General features: G+C 60.0%; 15 protein-coding genes. 13 read left to right on the plus strand and 2 right to left on the minus strand.

Annotated features, from left to right (window positions below; genetic code table 11):
• Positions 1-71: 71 nt before the first annotated feature.
• Positions 72-1,055 (minus strand): alpha/beta hydrolase family protein, encoded by a 984-nt coding sequence (locus tag ACOYXE_RS25470; protein ID WP_460926812.1) that lies wholly within the window; start codon positions 1,053-1,055, stop codon positions 72-74.
• A gap of 73 nt (positions 1,056-1,128) precedes the next feature.
• Between ACOYXE_RS25470 and ACOYXE_RS25475 the strand changes: the two genes are divergently transcribed.
• The 10 genes from ACOYXE_RS25475 (at position 1,129) to trpE (ending at position 13,637) form a co-directional block, all read left to right on the plus strand.
• Positions 1,129-3,522 (plus strand): PAS domain-containing sensor histidine kinase, encoded by a 2,394-nt coding sequence (locus ACOYXE_RS25475; RefSeq protein ID WP_460926813.1) that lies wholly within the window; start codon positions 1,129-1,131, stop codon positions 3,520-3,522.
• 103 nt (positions 3,523-3,625) lie between these two features.
• Positions 3,626-4,255, plus strand: coding sequence for a response regulator (locus tag ACOYXE_RS25480; protein ID WP_116028308.1), 630 nt, complete (start codon positions 3,626-3,628; stop codon positions 4,253-4,255).
• A gap of 318 nt (positions 4,256-4,573) precedes the next feature.
• Positions 4,574-5,698 (plus strand): ABC transporter ATP-binding protein, encoded by a 1,125-nt coding sequence (locus tag ACOYXE_RS25485; protein ID WP_134177997.1) that lies wholly within the window; start codon positions 4,574-4,576, stop codon positions 5,696-5,698.
• Between the two features lie 48 nt (positions 5,699-5,746).
• Positions 5,747-6,790, plus strand: coding sequence for an ABC transporter substrate-binding protein (locus ACOYXE_RS25490; protein WP_460926814.1), 1,044 nt, complete (start codon positions 5,747-5,749; stop codon positions 6,788-6,790).
• Between the two features lie 181 nt (positions 6,791-6,971).
• Positions 6,972-8,219 (plus strand): ABC transporter permease, encoded by a 1,248-nt coding sequence (locus ACOYXE_RS25495; protein ID WP_160059641.1) that lies wholly within the window; start codon positions 6,972-6,974, stop codon positions 8,217-8,219.
• A 12-nt stretch (positions 8,220-8,231) separates the two neighbouring features.
• Positions 8,232-9,056, plus strand: a complete 825-nt coding sequence (locus tag ACOYXE_RS25500; RefSeq protein ID WP_160059640.1) for an ABC transporter permease — start codon at positions 8,232-8,234, stop codon at positions 9,054-9,056.
• Positions 9,057-9,331: 275 nt separating this feature from the next.
• Entirely contained in the window at positions 9,332-10,480 is a 1,149-nt protein-coding gene (locus tag ACOYXE_RS25505) for an iron-containing alcohol dehydrogenase (RefSeq protein WP_460926815.1), read from the plus strand.
• Positions 10,481-10,594: 114 nt separating this feature from the next.
• Complete coding sequence (rpe, locus tag ACOYXE_RS25510; protein ID WP_007918813.1) at positions 10,595-11,269, plus strand: ribulose-phosphate 3-epimerase; 675 nt, start codon at positions 10,595-10,597, stop codon at positions 11,267-11,269.
• Positions 11,266-12,084 (plus strand): phosphoglycolate phosphatase, encoded by an 819-nt coding sequence (locus ACOYXE_RS25515; protein ID WP_160059638.1) that lies wholly within the window; start codon positions 11,266-11,268, stop codon positions 12,082-12,084. The genes rpe and ACOYXE_RS25515 overlap by 4 nt, the downstream gene beginning before the upstream one ends.
• A gap of 71 nt (positions 12,085-12,155) precedes the next feature.
• Entirely contained in the window at positions 12,156-13,637 is a 1,482-nt protein-coding gene (gene trpE / locus ACOYXE_RS25520; RefSeq protein WP_405122773.1) for an anthranilate synthase component I, read from the plus strand.
• Between the two features lie 174 nt (positions 13,638-13,811).
• Here the strand turns inward: trpE and estP are convergent, their stop codons facing one another.
• Positions 13,812-15,719: an esterase EstP gene (gene estP, locus ACOYXE_RS25525; protein WP_460926816.1), complete on the minus strand. Its 1,908-nt coding sequence runs from the start codon at positions 15,717-15,719 to the stop codon at positions 13,812-13,814.
• Between the two features lie 408 nt (positions 15,720-16,127).
• Between estP and ACOYXE_RS25530 the strand changes: the two genes are divergently transcribed.
• Genes ACOYXE_RS25530 through trpC form a run of 3 tightly spaced genes read left to right on the plus strand, consistent with a single transcriptional unit; the run spans position 16,128 to position 18,613 of the window.
• Positions 16,128-16,721 carry an aminodeoxychorismate/anthranilate synthase component II gene (locus ACOYXE_RS25530; RefSeq protein ID WP_095050324.1) on the plus strand — a complete coding sequence of 198 codons (594 nt, stop codon included), beginning with the start codon at positions 16,128-16,130 and terminating at the stop codon, positions 16,719-16,721.
• 9 nt (positions 16,722-16,730) lie between these two features.
• A complete protein-coding gene (gene trpD / locus ACOYXE_RS25535) occupies positions 16,731-17,780 on the plus strand; it encodes an anthranilate phosphoribosyltransferase (RefSeq protein ID WP_460926817.1) in 1,050 nt (349 codons plus the stop codon).
• Positions 17,777-18,613, plus strand: coding sequence for an indole-3-glycerol phosphate synthase TrpC (gene trpC, locus ACOYXE_RS25540; protein ID WP_460926818.1), 837 nt, complete (start codon positions 17,777-17,779; stop codon positions 18,611-18,613). The genes trpD and trpC overlap by 4 nt, the downstream gene beginning before the upstream one ends.
• Positions 18,614-18,652: the final 39 nt, after the last annotated feature.

Consider the following 18,652-nt stretch of genomic DNA (forward strand, 5'->3'; position numbering starts at 1 on the left):
GGCAGCTCCTACCTTGGAATGCGTTTCCTGTAGGAGCTGCCGCAGGCTGCGATCTTTTGCTTTTGCTGTTATCAGTCGGTGTTCTGTGGATTCAACCAGCCGCGCACCCGACGAACCAACTGTTCCTGCTCAGCCTTCTTGTCCGGCAACGCCTGCAAAGCCACCTGGCTAAACGCCGAGGTCTTCAACCGCTTGCTCGCCTGCATACGCTCCAGCGCTGCGTTGCGATCCAGCGCTTTGTCCATGTAGAAAATATCTGCGGTCGGCAATTTCAATGTCAGTGTCAGTTCCGCCAATGCCGGTTTGGCTTTGGCCGGTGTCTGCGCATCGACCATCACAAACTTCTCCACCTGCGCACTCTGTTTCTCGCTGAGATAACGCGCCGCCCAATAAGCCCCGGTGCCATGACCGAGCACGACAATGCTGCGCGCACTCTGCTGTTCGGCATAGGCAATCGCGGCGTCGATGCGCGCGAAGATGCGTTCGGCGTCAGCCTTGGATTGCTCTTCTGTGGTTTCGGCGACCACTTGATCCGCCACTTCGGCTTCACCGCCAGCGGCTTGTTCAATTGGCTGCGCGGTGGTGGAGTCCTTGCTACCCGACTCCGGTGCTTTCGGCGCAACCGGCGCTTCAACCACGCGCGGTGCGATGGCGTCGCTTTGCAGGTCGGGCAGAGTGATACTCAGGCTGCTCCATTTTGCATCCGGCAGTTTGCGCCGCAACGGGCCGATTGCCTGCGGCCAGTCGGCGGTTTCGCCGGCGCCAGGGATGATGATCACCGCGCCTTTGGGCTCGGCGGTGTTGGCCGGTTTCCACAGGGCGAGAAAGGTGTCGCTGCCAGCCTGCAACTGTTGTTGTTCTTGCGCCGGGACTTTACGTTCCAGTGCGGCGGCCTCTTCCTGACTACGCTCAAGCAGTGGCTGGCGTTCGGCCGGTTTTTCTTCTGCCGGTTTTTCCGCCGCAGGGGCAGGGTCGGCGGCGTTGACGGAAAACGCACAAGGCAGGATCAGCGACAGGCACAATGCTGGCATTGCCAGGCGGTAGACAGAGGGCATCGGTTATTCCAGGCCAGAAAGTATCCCGGCAGCCTAATGGGTTGGTCAGAATTTGTCAGTGTATGAGACTTCAATGAAGCGATTTTGCTGCCTGTGGGTTATCGGCTGTTTGTGCTTTCCCTTGATGGGCTGGGCGGCGCCTGCGCCCCCGGCCCACGTTGCGCAATTGTCGGCGGGCCAGCAGCAGTGGCTGGCACAGCACAATGAATTGCGCGTCGGTCTGGTGTTGCAAGCCCCTTATGCGCAATATGACCGGCGCTTGCAGCGACTGTCCGGGGCCAACGTCGAACTGATGAAGCTGTTGGCCAAGGCGCTCAATGTCGAACTGAGCTGGCGCAATTTTCAGGATCTCGCGCAACTGGAAACCGCCGTGCGCGAGGGCGAGATCGATATCGCTCCGGGCCTGAGCCAAACTCCGAGTGCCCTGCGTCTGTGGCAATTTTCCGATCCCTATATGCGCGTGCCGCAATTGGTGGTCAGCGATCAGAAGTCCAGTGGCGTAGTCGATCTGGAGAAACTCGATAGCCACGTCCGTGTCGCTGTGCGCATGCCCAGTACCACCGCCGACTATCTGCGCGGCAACTATCCGCATCTGAACCTGCAAGGCGTGCCGCTAGAGCGTCAGGCCTTGCAGTTGCTGTTGAGTCAGCAGGCCGCCTACGCCGTGGTCGATGAGGCGCAACTCGGACGCTTGTCGGTAGAGCCGGAGTTCTCGGACCTGGTGGTAGTAGGCGATATAGGCCTGCCGCAACTGCTGCGAATCGGCTCGCGACGCGATTGGCCAGAGTTGGCCGGCATCGTGCAAAGTGCACTGCGCGCGATCCCGGCCAAGGATCTCGAGCAACTGCACAATCAATGGCTGCAACCGAAATATCCACGACTGTCGGAGTCGCCGGGGTTCTGGCAGAACCTCAGCCTGTTGTTCGCGGTGATGCTGCTCAGTTGTGTCGCGATCGTGTTCTGGCAGCGCCGCCAACAGCACAGCCTCGAACAGCGACTGCTGGCCGCCCGGGAAGACATCGCCTTGCGCGCGGCCAGTGAAGAGGCGCTGCGGTTGACGCAGTTCTCCATCGATCAAAGCACCGTCGGCATACTCTGGGTCAACTGGGACAGCCATGTGCGCTACGCCAATCGCGCGGCGGAAGTCATGCTCGGTTATCCCTCAGGCGGATTGATCGAGCGACCGCTGATCGACTTCGAGCCGGGACTGCACATGGATCGCTGGCTCAACCTGTGGAAGCGCGCGCGGGCCAGCGAAGAAGGGCCGCTGAGTTTCGAAACCAGTTGCGTGCGCGCCGACGGCAGTGTTTTGCCTGCGGACGTGTCGCTGAGTTTCCTGCGTTTTCGCGACAGTGAATATCTGGTGGTGTACCTCACCGACGTCACCGACCGCCGTCGCGCTTTGGCGGCTTTGCAGGAAAGCGAGGCGCGTCTGCAAGGTATCGCCGCCAACGTGCCGGGGCTGGTGTTCCGTCTGGAGCGGGCGCCAGTGACTGGGCAGATCGACTTTGCCTACATCAGTGAGGGCAGTGAAAGTCTGGTCGGCTACGCACCGGCCGTTATCGCTCATCGCAACATGGGCCTGCGCAGTCTGGTGCATCCGGATGACAAAGCCAGTTACCACCGCACTCAGGATCAGGCGCTTGACACCGACAGCGACTGGTCATGGCAGGGCCGAATCCTCACGCGTCAGGGCGAGCAGCGCTGGGCCGAGATCAAGGCGATCACCCGGCAACTGGAGGATGGCGCCTACGTGTGGGACGGCATCGTCTGGGACATCACCGAAAGCAAGCGTATCGAACTGGAGCTGGCGGCATCGCGCGAGCAACTGCGCGAACTGTCGGCGCACCTTGAGAGCGTGCGCGAAGAAGAGAAGGCGCGCATTGCTCGTGAGGTTCACGATGAACTGGGGCAGATGTTGACGGTGCTGAAACTGGAAACATCGATGTGCGAACTGGCCTACGCGCAACTTGATCCCGGTCTGAACGAACGGCTGAACAGTATGAAACGCCTGATCGCTCAGTTGTTTCAGCTGGTTCGCGATGTGGCGACGGCGCTGCGACCGCCAATTCTCGATGCCGGGATTGCCTCGGCGATCGAATGGCAGGCACGGCGATTTGAAGCGCGTACGCAGATTCCGTGTCTGGTGCAGGTGCCGGACAATCTGCCGGCGCTGAGCGATGCCAAGGCGATAGGGTTGTTTCGGATTTTGCAGGAGGCGCTGACCAATGTGATGCGTCATGCCCAGGCGCATACTGTGGAACTGACGCTGGTGCTGGAAGGCGACGAGTTATGTCTGACTGTCAGTGATGATGGCGTAGGATTTGTCGCCGCTGCCGGTCGGCCGACTTCGTTTGGGCTGGTGGGCATGCGTGAGCGGGTGCTGATCATGGGCGGGCGGCTGGTGCTGGAGAGTGAACCGGGGGAGGGCACCAGTCTTAAAGTGTGGGTGCCGCTGGATCGCTAAAAGATCGCAGCCTTCGGCAGTTCCTACAGGGGAATGCGTTCAATGTAGGAGCTGCCGCAGGCTGCGATCTTTTAGCGTCAATCCAAATATCGAGGAGAGGCAAGTGATCCGTGTACTGGTAGCTGAAGACCACACCATCGTCCGTGAAGGCATCAAACAATTGATCGGCCTGGCCAAGGATCTGCAAGTGGTGGGCGAGGCGAGCAATGGCGAGCAACTGCTCGAAACCCTGCGCAGCGTACCGTGCGAGGTGGTGCTGCTCGATATCTCTATGCCCGGCGTCAACGGACTTGAAGCGATCCCGCGGATTCGCGCGTTGAACAATCCGCCGGCGATTCTGGTGCTGTCGATGCACGACGAAGCGCAGATGGCTGCGCGAGCATTAAAAGTCGGCGCGGCCGGGTATGCGACCAAGGACAGTGATCCGGCGCTGTTGCTCACCGCCATTCGCAAAGTCGCGGCGGGTGGGCGCTATATCGATCCGGATCTGGCCGATCGTATGGTCTTCGAAGTCGGCCTGACCGATGCGCGGCCGCTGCACTCGCTGCTGTCCGAACGCGAATTCTCGGTGTTCGAGCGCCTGGCTCAAGGCGCCAACGTCAACGACATCGCCCAGCAACTGGCGCTGAGCAGCAAAACCATCAGCACCCACAAGGCGCGGCTGATGCAGAAGCTCAACATCACCTCGCTGGCCGAACTGGTCAAATACGCGATGGAACACAAACTCCTCTAAACCCGCCCCCTGTAGGAGTTGCCGAAGGCTGCGATCTTTTGATCCTGCTGTTTATAAAGTCAAAAGATCGCAGCCTTCGGCAGCTCCTACAGTAGACCGCGTGGGCATATCTGTGAGCGACAGGGGCTTTTGCTTGTTCTTGCGGCTTGCAGCTCGGCGTCGCAGCTGCCGTATCCATTAGCGCCATCCTTGTAGGGCAATCCCTACCCCCAACCTTCCATCCGGCTGAGGCGATTCTCTCCTGCGCCCCGATTTGCGTGCCTGTCAGCAACCACTAGGCTTAATCTACAAGCAGTCATCAACAACAAAGGTGTGGGTATGAGCCAGGTCGATACAAACGCAGGGGCCAGTGATGTGCTGGTCAGCTTTCGTGGAGTGCAGAAGAGCTACGACGGCGAGAACCTGATCGTCAAAGACCTCAACCTGGACATCCGCAAAGGCGAATTCCTCACCCTGCTCGGGCCGTCCGGTTCCGGCAAGACCACCAGCCTGATGATGCTCGCCGGTTTCGAAACACCGACCGCCGGCGAGATTTTGCTGGCCGGGCGCTCGATCAACAATGTGCCGCCGCACAAGCGCGACATCGGCATGGTGTTCCAGAACTACGCACTGTTTCCGCACATGACCGTGGCGGAAAACCTGGCGTTCCCGCTGACCGTGCGTGGCCTGAACAAAAGCGATGTGAGTGACCGGGTGAAGAAAGTCCTCAGCATGGTTCAGCTCGATGCGTTCGCTTCGCGCTATCCGGCGCAACTGTCCGGCGGTCAACAGCAACGCGTGGCCTTGGCCCGTGCGCTGGTGTTCGAACCGCAACTGGTGCTGATGGATGAACCGCTCGGCGCCCTCGACAAACAACTGCGTGAACACATGCAGATGGAAATCAAACACCTGCACCAGCGCCTCGGCGTGACCGTGGTCTACGTGACCCACGATCAGGGTGAAGCGCTGACCATGTCCGACCGCGTCGCGGTGTTCCATCAAGGCGAAATCCAGCAGATCGCCCCACCGCGAACCCTTTATGAAGAACCGAAAAACACCTTTGTCGCCAACTTCATCGGCGAGAACAACCGCCTCAACGGTCGCCTGCTCAGCCAGAGCGGCGAGCGTTGCGTGGTCGAGTTGGGTCGTGGCGAAAAGGTCGAGGCGCTGGCGGTTAATGTCGGCCAGACCGGCGAACCGGTGACTTTGTCGATCCGTCCGGAGCGCGTCAGCCTCAACGGTTCGAGCGATCAATGCGTTAACCGCTTCTCAGGGAGGGTGGCGGAATTCATCTATCTGGGCGACCACGTCCGGGTGCGCCTGGAAGTCTGCGGCAAGACCGACTTCTTCGTGAAACAGCCGATTGCCGAGCTCGATCCTGCGCTCGCCGTCGGTGACGTGGTTCCGCTTGGCTGGCAGGTCGAGCACGTTCGCGCGCTCGACCCACTTCTAGAGGCGCATTAATCGCCCCGGCAATACCAACACCAACCCTGCACGTGGAGAGAACAATAAATGTTGAGATCCCTGAAGTTCACCGCCCTGACCCTGGGCCTGATGGGTGCGGCCAGCGCGATGGCCGCTGGCCCGGATTTGACCGTGGTGTCGTTTGGCGGGGCGAACAAGGCGGCGCAAGTCAAAGCCTTCTATGCACCGTGGGAAGCGGCGGGCAACGGCAAGATCGTCGCCGGCGAATACAACGGCGAAATGGCCAAGGTCAAAGCCATGGTCGACACCAAGAGCGTGTCGTGGGATCTGGTCGAAGTTGAATCGCCAGAGCTGTCCCGTGGTTGCGACGAAGACATGTTCGAACAGCTCGACCCGGCACTGTTCGGCAAGACTGAAGATTACGTCAAAGGCGCAATTCAGCCGTGCGGCGTGGGCTTCTTCGTTTGGTCGACCGTACTCGCTTACAACGCCGACAAGCTGAAAACCGCACCGACCAGTTGGGCGGATTTCTGGGACACCAAGAAATTCCCGGGCAAACGTGGCCTGCGTAAAGGTGCCAAGTACACCCTCGAATTCGCTCTGATGGCCGATGGTGTGGCGCCGAAAGACGTCTACAAAGAGCTGGCGAGCAAGGGTGGCCAGGATCGCGCTTTCAAGAAACTTGATGAGCTGAAGCCGAGCATCCAGTGGTGGGAAGCCGGCGCGCAACCGCCGCAATACCTCGCTTCCGGTGACGTGGTGATGAGCTCGGTCTACAACGGTCGCATCGCTGCCGTGCAGAAAGAATCCAACCTGAAAGTGGTGTGGAACGGCGGCATCTACGACTTCGACGCCTGGGCCATTCCGAAAGGTCTGGACGCCAAGCGTGCGGAAGCGGCGAAAAAATTCATCGCTTACTCGGTGCAGCCGCAACAGCAGAAGACCTACTCGGAAAACATCGCCTACGGCCCGGCCAACACCCAGGCCGTACCGCTGCTGGCCAAGGATGTCCTGAAAGACATGCCGACCACCCCGGAAAACATCGCCAACCAGGTGCAGATCGACGTCAGCTTCTGGGCTGACAACGGCGAGCAACTGGAGCAGCGCTTCAACTCCTGGGCGGCGAAATAACGGAGGGCTCGCTCTCCTGTGGGAGCGAGCTTGCTCGCGAAAGCGCCAGTACATTCAACATTGATGTCGACTGATGCGCCGCCTTCGCGAGCAAGCTCGCTCCCACATTTGGATCTGTGTGCATTAATCGATCGAGGTGGTTCGCCACCTCTGTAACGATCAAAGATTTGCGGAGTACGTCATGGCCATCGCCGTTCCTCTGACCGAGGGCAACAGCCCCACCTTGAAGCAGAAGCTCAAGCGCGCCGAGCGGGTCAACCGCTGGAAGGCTCAAGCGCTGATTGCGCCGCTGGTGCTGTTTCTGTTGCTGGTGTTTCTGGTGCCGATCGTGGCGCTGCTCTACAAAAGCGTCGGCAACCCCGAAGTGGTCGGCGGCATGCCGCGCACCGTGGCGGCCATCGCCAGTTGGGACGGCCGTGGCCTGCCCGCTGAACCGGTCTACAAAGCGGCCGGCGAAGACCTCGCCGAAGCGCGCAAAAACCAGACGCTGGGCGATTTGTCCAAGCGCTTGAACATGGAGTTGGCCGGCTACCGCAGTCTGCTGACCAAAACCGCCCGGGCGCTGCCGTTCGCCAGCGAACCGGCCTCTTATAAAGAAGCCCTCGAAGCACTCGACGAACGCTGGGGCGACCCGGCCTACTGGCAGGCGGTGAAACGCAACACCAGCAGCATCACGCCTTATTACCTGCTGGCGTCCGTCGACCACCGCATCGACGATCTTGGCGAAATCGCCCCGGCCACCCCGGACCAGGCGATCTACCTCGACATCTTCGCCCGCACCTTCTGGATGGGCCTGGTCATCACCGTGATCTGCCTGCTGCTGGCTTATCCACTGGCTTATTTGTTGGCAAACCTGCCATCGCGGCAAAGCAACCTGCTGATGATTCTGGTGCTGCTGCCGTTCTGGACCTCGATCCTGGTGCGCGTCGCCGCGTGGATCGTGCTGCTGCAATCGGGCGGCCTGATCAACAGCGGTCTGATGGCCATGGGCATTATCGATAAACCGCTGGAACTGGTGTTCAACCGCACCGGTGTGTACATCTCGATGGTGCACATCCTGCTGCCGTTCATGATTCTGCCGATCTACAGCGTGATGAAAGGCATCTCGCCGACCTACATGCGCGCCGCAATTTCCCTCGGCTGCCACCCGTTCGCCAGTTTCTGGCGGGTGTACTTCCCGCAGACCTATGCCGGTGTCGGCGCTGGCTGCCTGTTGGTGTTCATACTCGCGATTGGCTACTACATCACCCCGGCGCTGCTCGGCAGCCCGAACGATCAAATGGTCAGCTACTTCGTCGCCTTCTACACCAACACCAGCATCAACTGGGGCATGGCCACCGCACTGGGCGGGTTGTTGCTGCTGGCGACCGTGGTGCTTTATCTGATTTACAGCTGGCTGGTGGGCGCCAGTCGCCTGCGCCTGAGCTAAGGGGAGTTCGAGATGCTGAGTCCTTACATGTCGCCCATTGAACGGGCGTGGTTCTACAGCCTGCGGATTCTCTGCGGCCTGATTCTGTTGTTCCTGATTCTGCCGGTGCTGGTGATCATTCCGCTGTCGTTCAACTCGGGAAGCTTTCTGGTGTATCCGCTGCAGGGCTTTTCGCTGCAGTGGTATCACGACTTCTTCGCTTCAGCTGAATGGATGCGCGCACTGAAGAACAGCATCATCGTCGCCCCGGCGGCGACGGTACTGGCGATGGTCTTTGGCACGCTGGCGGCGATTGGCCTGACTCGCGGTGACTTTCCCGGTAAGTCTTTGGTGATGGCGCTGGTGATTTCGCCGATGGTGGTGCCGGTGGTGATCATTGGTGTGGCGAGTTATCTGTTCTTCGCCCCGTTGGGGCTGGGCAACAGTTTCTTCTCGCTGATCGTCGTGCATGCGGTGCTGGGTGTGCCGTTTGTGATCATCACGGTGTCGGCGACGTTGCAGGGGTTTAATCACAATCTGGTGCGTGCGGCGGCGAGTCTGGGGGCATCGCCGCTGACCGCGTTCCGCCGGGTGACCTTGCCGCTGATTGCGCCGGGGGTGATTTCCGGGGCGCTGTTTGCGTTTGCGACTTCGTTTGATGAGGTGGTGGTGACGTTGTTTCTGGCAGGGCCCGAGCAGGCGACGTTGCCTCGGCAAATGTTTAGCGGGATTCGTGAGAACCTCAGCCCGACGATTGCCGCTGCCGCTACTTTGCTGATTGCCTTCTCCGTCATCCTGTTGCTGACGCTGGAATGGCTACGTGGTCGCAGCGAAAAACTGCGGACTGCTCAGGTTTAAGGGCCAGATCAAAAGCTTACCCCCTCACCCCAGCCCTCTCCCCCAAAGGGGCGAGGGGGAAGGGAGCAGATCTTCATGGTTATCAAAACCTTAGTTCGACTCGGTATTTCAGGTCGGTGTACTTCGAAAGTACAGCGCGGTCAGTCCCCTCTCCCTCCGGGAGAGGGGCTCTTGCTCTTGCCCTCGATGGGGCATTCACCACCTGAATAGCAGACAACCCCAAATCCCCAGCTAATCTTGTGCCCAGCTCCCACATCTATAAGAGGCTGCGCACTATGAGTCTGTCCCAGTTCAAAATCGCTCACAAACTGATCACCGGCGCCGCCGCCATCGAACAACTGGCCGCCGAACTCACTCGCCTCGATATCGACAACCCCCTGATCGTCACCGACGCCGCGCTGGTCAAGTCCGGCACTGTCGAGCTGGCGCTGTGCCAATTGGGCGGGCGCGAGTACGAGATTTTCGACCGGGTACTGCCGGACCCGGAAATCGCCATCGTCGAAGATTGCATGCGCGTGTACCGCGAAGGCGGTCATGACGGCCTGATCGGTCTTGGTGGCGGCAGTGCCATCGACATCGCCAAAAGTGTCGCGGCGTATGCCGGTTACCACGGCGCACTGGAAGATCTGTTCGGTGTCGACCAGGTGCCACGCAAAGGCCCGCCACTGATCGCCATCCCGACCACCGCCGGCACCGGTTCAGAAGTCACTAACGTCGCAATCCTTTCGGACAAAGTCGCGCAACTGAAGAAAGGCATCGTCAGCGACTATCTGTTGCCGGACGTCGCGCTGGTCAGCCCGCAGATGACCCTGACCTGCCCACGCAGCGTCACCGCCGCCAGTGGCGTCGACGCACTGGTGCACGCCATCGAATCCTACCTGTCGGTGAATGCCTCGCCGATCACCGACTCGCTGGCCATCGGTGCCATCAAGCTGATTGCCAGGTCCCTGCCCAAGGCTTATGCCAACGGCGGCAACCTGCAAGCCCGCGAAGACATGGCCACCGCCAGCCTGATGGCCGGTATGGCGTTCGGCAATGCCGGGGTTGGCGCGGTGCATGCGTTGGCGTATCCGCTGGGCGGGCGTTTCAATATTGCCCATGGCGTCAGCAATGCCTTGCTGCTGCCGTATGTCATGACCTGGAACAAGATGGCCTGCGTCGAACGCATGCAGGATATTGCCGAAGCCATGGGGGTGAAGACTGCTCATCTGAGCGCAGCCGAAGCGGCGGACAAAGCCGTGCAGGCGATGACCGATTTATGCGCGGACGTGGAAATCCCGGCCGGCCTGCGCAGTTTCGGTGTCCCGGAAGAGGCGATCCCGGCGATGGCCGTGGAAGCCGCGGGCATTGAGCGGCTGATGCGCAACAACCCGCGCAAGCTCAGCGCTGTCGACATCGAGAAGATCTACCGCGCGGCGTATTGAGTCAGCGCCGCTCATCCGTCATGGCACAACCCAATCATCGCGGTCACGGTGCGCGCTTGGAAACTTGAGGTATACAATGCGCGCCATCGTGATTTAGCTCAGAAAAGGTGCGTCATGCAGCCCTTCGTAATTGCTCCGTCGATTCTCTCCGCCGACTTCGCCCGCCTCGGCGAGGAAGTCGACAACGTTCTCGCCGCTGGCGCCGACTTTGTCCACTTCGACGTCATGGACAACCACTATGTGCCGAACCTGACCATCGGTCCGATGGTCTGCGCGGCATTGCGCAAATACGGCGTCACCGCGCCAATCGACGCACACTTGATGGTCAGTCCGGTGGACCGCATCGTCGGCGACTTCATCGAAGCCGGCGCGACCTACATCACCTTCCACCCGGAAGCCACGCTGCACGTTGATCGCTCGCTGCAACTGATCCGTGAAGGCGGCTGCAAATCCGGTCTGGTGTTCAACCCGGCGACTCCGCTGGACGTACTCAAGTACGTGATCGACAAGGTCGACATGGTCTTGCTGATGAGCGTCAATCCAGGCTTCGGCGGGCAGAAATTCATTCCCGGCACCCTCGACAAACTGCGCGAAGCGCGGGCGATCATCGATGCTTCGGGCCGTGACATCCGTCTGGAAATCGACGGCGGCGTCAACGTCAACAATATCCGCGAAATCGCTGCCGCTGGTGCTGACACTTTTGTTGCCGGCTCGGCGATCTTCAATGCGCCGAACTATCAGGAAGTCATCGACAAGATGCGTTCCGAACTGGCACTGGCGCGGCCATGAGCGGTTTTGAGCAGCTGTTTCCGGGCAAACTGCCACGGCTGGTGATGTTCGATCTGGATGGCACGCTGATCGACTCGGTTCCAGACCTGGCAGCGGCGGTGGACACCATGCTGCTCTCCCTCGGCCGCCAGCCTGCGGGCATCGACTCGGTGCGCGAGTGGGTGGGCAACGGCGCGCCTGTCTTGGTGCGTCGGGCGTTGGCCGGTGGCATTGATCATGCAGTGGTGGATGACATCGAGGCCGAGCATGCGCTGGAAGTGTTCATGGAGGCTTATGGTGCCAGCCATGAGCTGACCGTGGTCTATCCCGGCGTGCGCGACACTCTCAAATGGCTGCAAAAGCAGGGCGTGGCCATGGCGCTGATCACCAACAAGCCGGAGCGTTTCGTCGCGCCGTTGCTGGATCAGATGAAGATCGGCCGCTACTTCAAGTGGATCATCGGCGGCGATACCTTGCCGCAGAAAAAACCGGATCCGGCGGCGCTGTTCTTCGTGATGAAAATGGCCAACATCCCGGCCTCGCAATCGTTGTTCGTCGGCGACTCGCGCAGCGACGTACTGGCGGCGAAAGCAGCTGGGGTGAAGTGCGTGGCGCTGAGTTATGGCTACAACCACGGCCGGCCGATTGCCGAGGAATCCCCGGCGCTGGTCATCGACGATCTGCGCAAGCTAATTCCCGGTTGCCTCGGTACGGCCGCTGGGATAACGTTGCCCGACGCATCTCAATCCCATTCTGGAAACGCCATCGTGGTGGTCACTCGCAAACTCTGGATGAAAGTCATCAAGGCCCTGGCCCGCTGGCGTTGGCGCGCCTGACTTGTTCCTGGCCGGCCTGCCGGCGCGTTTGCATACCTGACTGATTTGCCCCTCACACCACGAGGCACCTTATGATCCGCGAAGAATTCCTGCGCTTGGCCGCTGACGGCTACAACCGCATTCCGTTGGCCTGCGAAACCCTGGCCGACTTCGACACGCCGCTGTCGATCTACCTGAAACTGGCCGACCAGCCCAACTCCTACCTGCTCGAATCGGTGCAGGGCGGCGAGAAGTGGGGCCGTTACTCGATCATCGGCCTGCCGTGCCGCACGGTCATGCGCGTTCACGACCATCACGTCAGCATCACCGTTGATGGCGTCGAGACCGAAAGCCACGACGTTGAAGATCCGTTGGCCTTCGTCGAAACCTTCAAGGCGCGCTACAACGTACCAACCATCGCTGGCCTGCCGCGCTTCAACGGTGGCCTGGTCGGTTACTTCGGTTACGACTGCGTGCGCTATGTCGAGAAGCGCTTGGGCAAATGCCCGAACCCGGATCCGCTGGGCGTGCCGGATATTCTGCTGATGGTCTCCGACGCTGTTGTGGTGTTCGATAACCTCGCTGGCAAGATGCACGCGATCGTGCTCGCCGATCCTTCCGAGGCCGATGCCTTCGAACAAGGTCAGGCACGTTTGCAGGAACTGCTGGAGCAACTGCGCCAGCCGATCACCCCGCGTCGTGGCCTGGATTTCAGCAAGCAGCAATCCGCTGATCCAGTGTTCCGTTCCAGTTTCACCCAAGACGATTACGAAAAAGCCGTCGACACTATCAAGGAATACATCCTCGCCGGTGACTGCATGCAGGTTGTGCCGTCGCAGCGCATGTCGATTGACTTCAAGGCTGCACCGATCGATCTGTATCGGGCGCTGCGTTGCTTCAACCCGACGCCGTACATGTACTTCTTCAACTTCGGCGACTTCCATGTTGTTGGCAGTTCGCCGGAAGTGCTGGTGCGCGTTGAAGACAACCTGATCACCGTGCGCCCGATCGCTGGTACTCGCCCACGTGGCGCGACCGAAGAAGCGGACGTAGCGCTGGAAGAAGATCTGCTGTCGGATGACAAAGAGATCGCCGAGCACTTGATGCTGATCGACCTCGGTCGTAACGACACCGGTCGCGTGTCGGAAATCGGCTCGGTGAAGCTCACCGAGAAAATGGTCATCGAGCGTTATTCCAACGTGATGCACATCGTCTCCAACGTCACCGGCCAGTTGAAACAAGGGCTGACGGCGATGGATGCACTGCGGGCGATTCTGCCGGCGGGCACCTTGTCGGGCGCGCCGAAGATTCGTGCGATGGAAATCATCGACGAACTGGAGCCGGTCAAGCGTGGTGTTTACGGCGGCGCGGTCGGTTATTTCGCCTGGAACGGCAACATGGACACCGCGATTGCCATTCGCACGGCAGTGATCAAGAACGGCGAGTTGCACGTGCAGGCCGGCGGCGGCATCGTTGCCGACTCGGTGCCGGCGCTGGAATGGGAAGAAACCCTGAACAAACGCCGCGCGATGTTCCGTGCCGTGGCCCTGGCCGAACAAACCCCGGAAGCCTGAGCAGCTTGCGCAAAAACCTGTGGGAGCGAGCCTGCTCGCGAAGAGGCCGTGTCAGCCACCATTAATGTTGGCTGACCCAGCGCTTTCGCGAGCAGGCTCGCTCCCACAGGGGGTCATATGTTCAGCCATAAAAAAGCGGCGCCTGTGAGGGCGCCGCTTTTTTGTGCCTGCGGTTTAGAAGTCCAGAACGACCCCAACATTCACACCCTGTTGGGTAAAATCATCATCCTTGCGCAACGAGTAACCACCACGTAGCGCCAGATCCGCCGTGAGCTTGTGACTCACGCCCAGACTCAAGCGATTCAAATGACTCTGCGGCGTATAGCCTTCAAGTTTGAAGTCATTCGCCGGCAAGGTATTGAGCGCGATGCGAACCTTCTGCACGTCATCTTCGTACTCACGCTCGTGAGCGTACTCGCCGAACACCTGCGTTTGCGGGGTGATGTTGTATTTGCCCTGCAAACCCAGTCCCAGGCGTTTCGAATCGCGAGCCTGATCATCGAAGGTCAGCGCAGTAGCGCGGTTGCTCTTCTCTGAATAACCATCGACATCGACGCTGGCGTAGTCAGCGCTGACGAAGGGCGAAAGGTGCCACTCGCTGCCCGGTTGGGCAATGTCATAACCGACACGGGCACTGAAAGCCCAGAGGCTGCCATCGGTGTCGCCTTTTTCAGCCCCTTCGCTGACGCCCAGATCGAACTTGCGCTTGAGGTTGTCATAGTCGAGTTTGCCGCCAGTCAAAGCAGCGTCAGCCCACCAGCGGTTTTGCTGGTACTGGGCAAATGCCGTAGCCATGTAGCTGTTGAGTTTGTAGTCCGAATCGTTATGACCGGCCTCCAGATTCTGCCGATAGAAACCGCCCGCCACACCGACGCGCCAGGCTTCATTCAAGCGATAGCTGCCACCGATGTTGAGGTTGTAACCGCTGCCATCGGCGCTGGCGCCGCTGCTCTGGCTGTCAACATCCAGATGCTGGCCACCGGCGGAAACAATCGCGCGCCATTGGCCGACCGCTTGCCAGTTTTCCCAGTCTGCTTGCCATTGGTTGCGCAGTTCATCCTGATGCGCACGCACGGTGGCGTGGGCCATTTCCGGCAACAGCGTCAGTTCCCACGGCGCGGCGAGCAGGGAATAGGCGTAGTCGGAGATCAGTTTTTGCCCGGCTTCGGTCGGGTGCACGCCGTCGTTGTAGATCAGCTTGCTCGGGTCGGGTGTCGCGCTGTTGATGCCGTAACGGGCGTTCTCGGTGCAGCTATTGCCACTGAAACAGGTCGCCGTGAGGTTCTGATCGGTTGCGAGGCCAAAACGTCCTGGATCGGCAAACACTTCCGACAACAGTACCGGAATGTTCAGCGGAATGACCTCGGCGTTGATGCCTTGCAGGCGTGTAACCAACTGGCTGTTGAACTGCGTGGCGAGTTGGCTGCTGAAGGCTTGCAGCGGCGTACCGTTGATGGCCGGGGTCAGGCCAACGTCAGGCAACAGCCAGACCATTACGTACTTGGCGCCGGCGGTTTGCAGGGTTTGCACGCTGTCGGCCAGTCGATCCGCAGCGGCGTTGGCTTGCGGCAGGCTGAGAATGCGACCTTGCAGGAAGTCGTTGCCGCCGCCGGAAATGTAATACAGCGCATTCGGGTCGGCGCGGAAGCCGTTGGAGGGTAGGTAACCGGCGCGGGTGCGTTCGCCGGTAGCGGATTGCGTCGTGATCGAGTCGAGGATCTGGTCGGTGCGATAACCGCCGACCGCCCAGTTGTTACCGTCCGGCTGGCCGTTTTCGGCGCGCACGGCGGAGCTGGAGGAGGCTGTCTGGTCTGGCGAAAAGCCAAGGCGTCCGCCGAGCAACTGCGTGGAATTCAATGAATACAGTTCACCGCTGCCATCTTGATACACCGGCCCGGTCCGGTTGGTGTAACGCTCGGTGGAGCCGGCCGGTCCGCCAGTGTCGGTGAAGGTGCCTGCGTCGTTGAGGCTGTCGCCAAACACAATGAAACTGGAATAAGGATTGGGTGCAGCATTGGCCTGAGCGCAGGCCAGTGCGAGCAGGCAGCCGGCCAGCGGTACAAACAACGTCTGTTTGATCATGAGCAAGTCCGTTTAGTTATTGTTGTAGGTGAACGAAACGACAGTACCAAAAACTCCCGGCGTTTTGCCATCGGTCGCGAATCCTCCCCCGGTTTTATCTGCCGCAGCCCCGGCCATATTGCACGCTCCGCCCAGCTAAGTTACTGTGCCGGAACGTATGAACGAGACCTTCCCCGTGTTGATCACCAGCAAACTTCTGGATCAAGTCATCAAGGCACACGCCCGCTGGCGTTGGCGCGCCTGAATCTTTTCTGCCGGCCCCGCCGGATCTGTATCGCTTTGCCTTCCTTGCCTGTTTGAAATGCCGCTGTGCCGACGCATCTATCTGCGTCCGACATCGTGCAGCGCCCTGCGGGCAAGTGATCTGAAGGCTGTTTTCAAATCAGAATTCAAGAGGTTCGACACGCCATGTTGCTGATGATCGACAACTACGACTCCTTTACTTACAACGTTGTGCAATACCTCGGCGAGCTGGGTGCCGAAGTCAAAGTGGTGCGCAACGATGAGCTGACCATCGCTGAAATCGAAGCCCTCAAGCCTGAGCGCATTGTGGTTTCCCCCGGTCCTTGCACGCCGACTGAAGCCGGCATCTCCATCGAAGCCATCAAACACTTCGCCGGCAAGCTGCCGATCCTCGGTGTCTGCCTTGGCCATCAGTCCATCGGCCAAGCGTTTGGCGGTGACGTGGTGCGCGCCCGCCAAGTGATGCACGGTAAGACTAGTCCGGTATTCCACGAGGACAAGGGCGTTTTCGCCGGCCTCAATCATCCGCTGACCGTCACCCGTTACCACTCGCTGATCGTCAAGCACGACACGTTGCCCGATTGCCTGGAACTGACCGCATGGACCCAGCACGATGACGGTTCGGTCGACGAAATCATGGGCCTGCGTCACAAGACCCTGAACATTGAGGGCGTACAGTTTCACCCCGAGTCGATCCTGACCGAGCAGGGCCATGAACTGTTTGCCAACTTCCTCAAACAAACCGGCGGCACGCGCTAAGGACTTCCCATGAATATCAAGACAGCCCTGAGCCGTATCGTCGATCACCTCGACCTCAGCACCGATGAAATGCGCGACGTGATGCGCGAAATCATGACCGGCCAATGCACCGACGCGCAGATCGGCGCGTTCATGATGGCCATGCGCATGAAGAGCGAGAGCATCGACGAAATCGTCGGCGCCGTGTCGGTGATGCGTGAGCTGGCCGATCAAGTTGAACTGAAAGCCCTCGACGGCGTGGTCGATGTGGTCGGCACCGGCGGTGACGGCGCGAACATCTTCAACGTATCCACCGCCTCTTCGTTTGTCGTAGCGGCAGCCGGTTGCACCGTGGCCAAGCACGGCAACCGCGCGGTATCGGGCAAGAGCGGCAGCGCCGACTTGCTGGAAGCCGCCGGCATCTATCTGAACCTGACGCCGGTGCAAGTCGCGCGTTGCATCGACAACGTCGGCATCGGTTTCATGTTTGCCCAGACCCACCACAAAGCCATGAAGTACGCCGCCGGCCCGCGCCGCGATCTTGGCTTGCGTACGCTGTTCAACATGCTCGGCCCGCTTACGAATCCGGCCGGTGTGAAACATCAGGTGGTGGGCGTGTTCACTCAGGCATTGTGCCGGCCATTGGCCGAAGTCTTGCAGCGCCTGGGCAGCAAGCATGTACTGGTGGTGCATTCGAAGGACGGCCTGGACGAGTTCAGTCTTGCCGCGCCGACTTTTGTTGCCGAGTTGAAGAACAACGAAATCACCGAGTATTGGGTCGAGCCGGAAGATCTCGGCATGAAGAGCCAGAGCCTGCACGGTCTGTCGGTCGAAGGCCCGGAGGCGTCGCTGGCGCTGATCCGTGATGCTCTCGGCAAGCGCAAAACCGAAAACGGCCAGAAAGCAGCCGAAATGATTGTGCTCAATGCCGGTGCGGCGCTGTATGCCGCTGACGTGGCGAGTAGTTTGAAACAGGGTGTGGAGCTTGCGCACGACGCCCTGCACACCGGCCTCGCTCGGGAAAAACTCGAGGAGCTGGGTGCCTTTACCGCGGTATTCAAAGTGGAGAATGAGGGATGAGTGTACCGACGGTTCTGGAAAACATTCTGGCCCGCAAGGTTCAGGAAGTCGCCGAGCGTAGCGCCCGTGTGAGCCTGAGTGAGCTGGAAAGTCTGGCCAAGGCGGCCGATGCACCCCGTGGTTTTGCCCAGGCGTTGCTGGCGCAAGCCAAGAAGAAGCAGCCCGCGGTCATTGCCGAAATCAAAAAGGCCTCGCCGAGCAAAGGTGTTATCCGCGAGAACTTCATTCCGGCCGACATCGCCAAAAGCTACGAGAAGGGCGGGGCGACCTGTCTGTCCGTGCTGACCGACATCGATTACTTCCAGGGCGCCGATGCTTATCTGCAACAGGCCCGGGCCGCGTGCAAACTGCCGGTGATTCGCAAGGACTTCATGATCGATCCTTACCAGATCGTCGAAGCCCGCGCGCTGGGTGCTGACTGTGTGCTGCTGATCGTCTCCGCACTGGATGACGTGAAAATGGCCGAGCTGGCCGCTGTCGCCAAAAGCGTCGGTCTCGATGTGTTGGTCGAAGTGCACGATGGCGATGAGCTGGAGCGTGCGTTGAAAACCCTCGACACGCCGCTGGTCGGGGTCAACAACCGTAACCTGCACACCTTCGACGTCAGCCTGGAAACCACCCTCGACCTGCTGCCGCGCATTCCGCGCGATCGCCTGATGATTACCGAGAGCGGTATTCTCAATCGTGCCGATGTCGAGTTGATGGAAATCAGCGAAGTGTATTCGTTCCTGGTGGGTGAAGCGTTCATGCGTGCGGAGAATCCGGGCACTGAACTGCAGCGACTGTTCTTCCCGGAGCGTGGCACTTCCATCAGCGGTTCGACCCTCGACTGATTCGCTCTAGACCGAGTCGAGACCATCGCGAGCAGGCTC

The sequence above is a fragment of the Pseudomonas sp. MC6 genome (assembly GCF_054790575.1).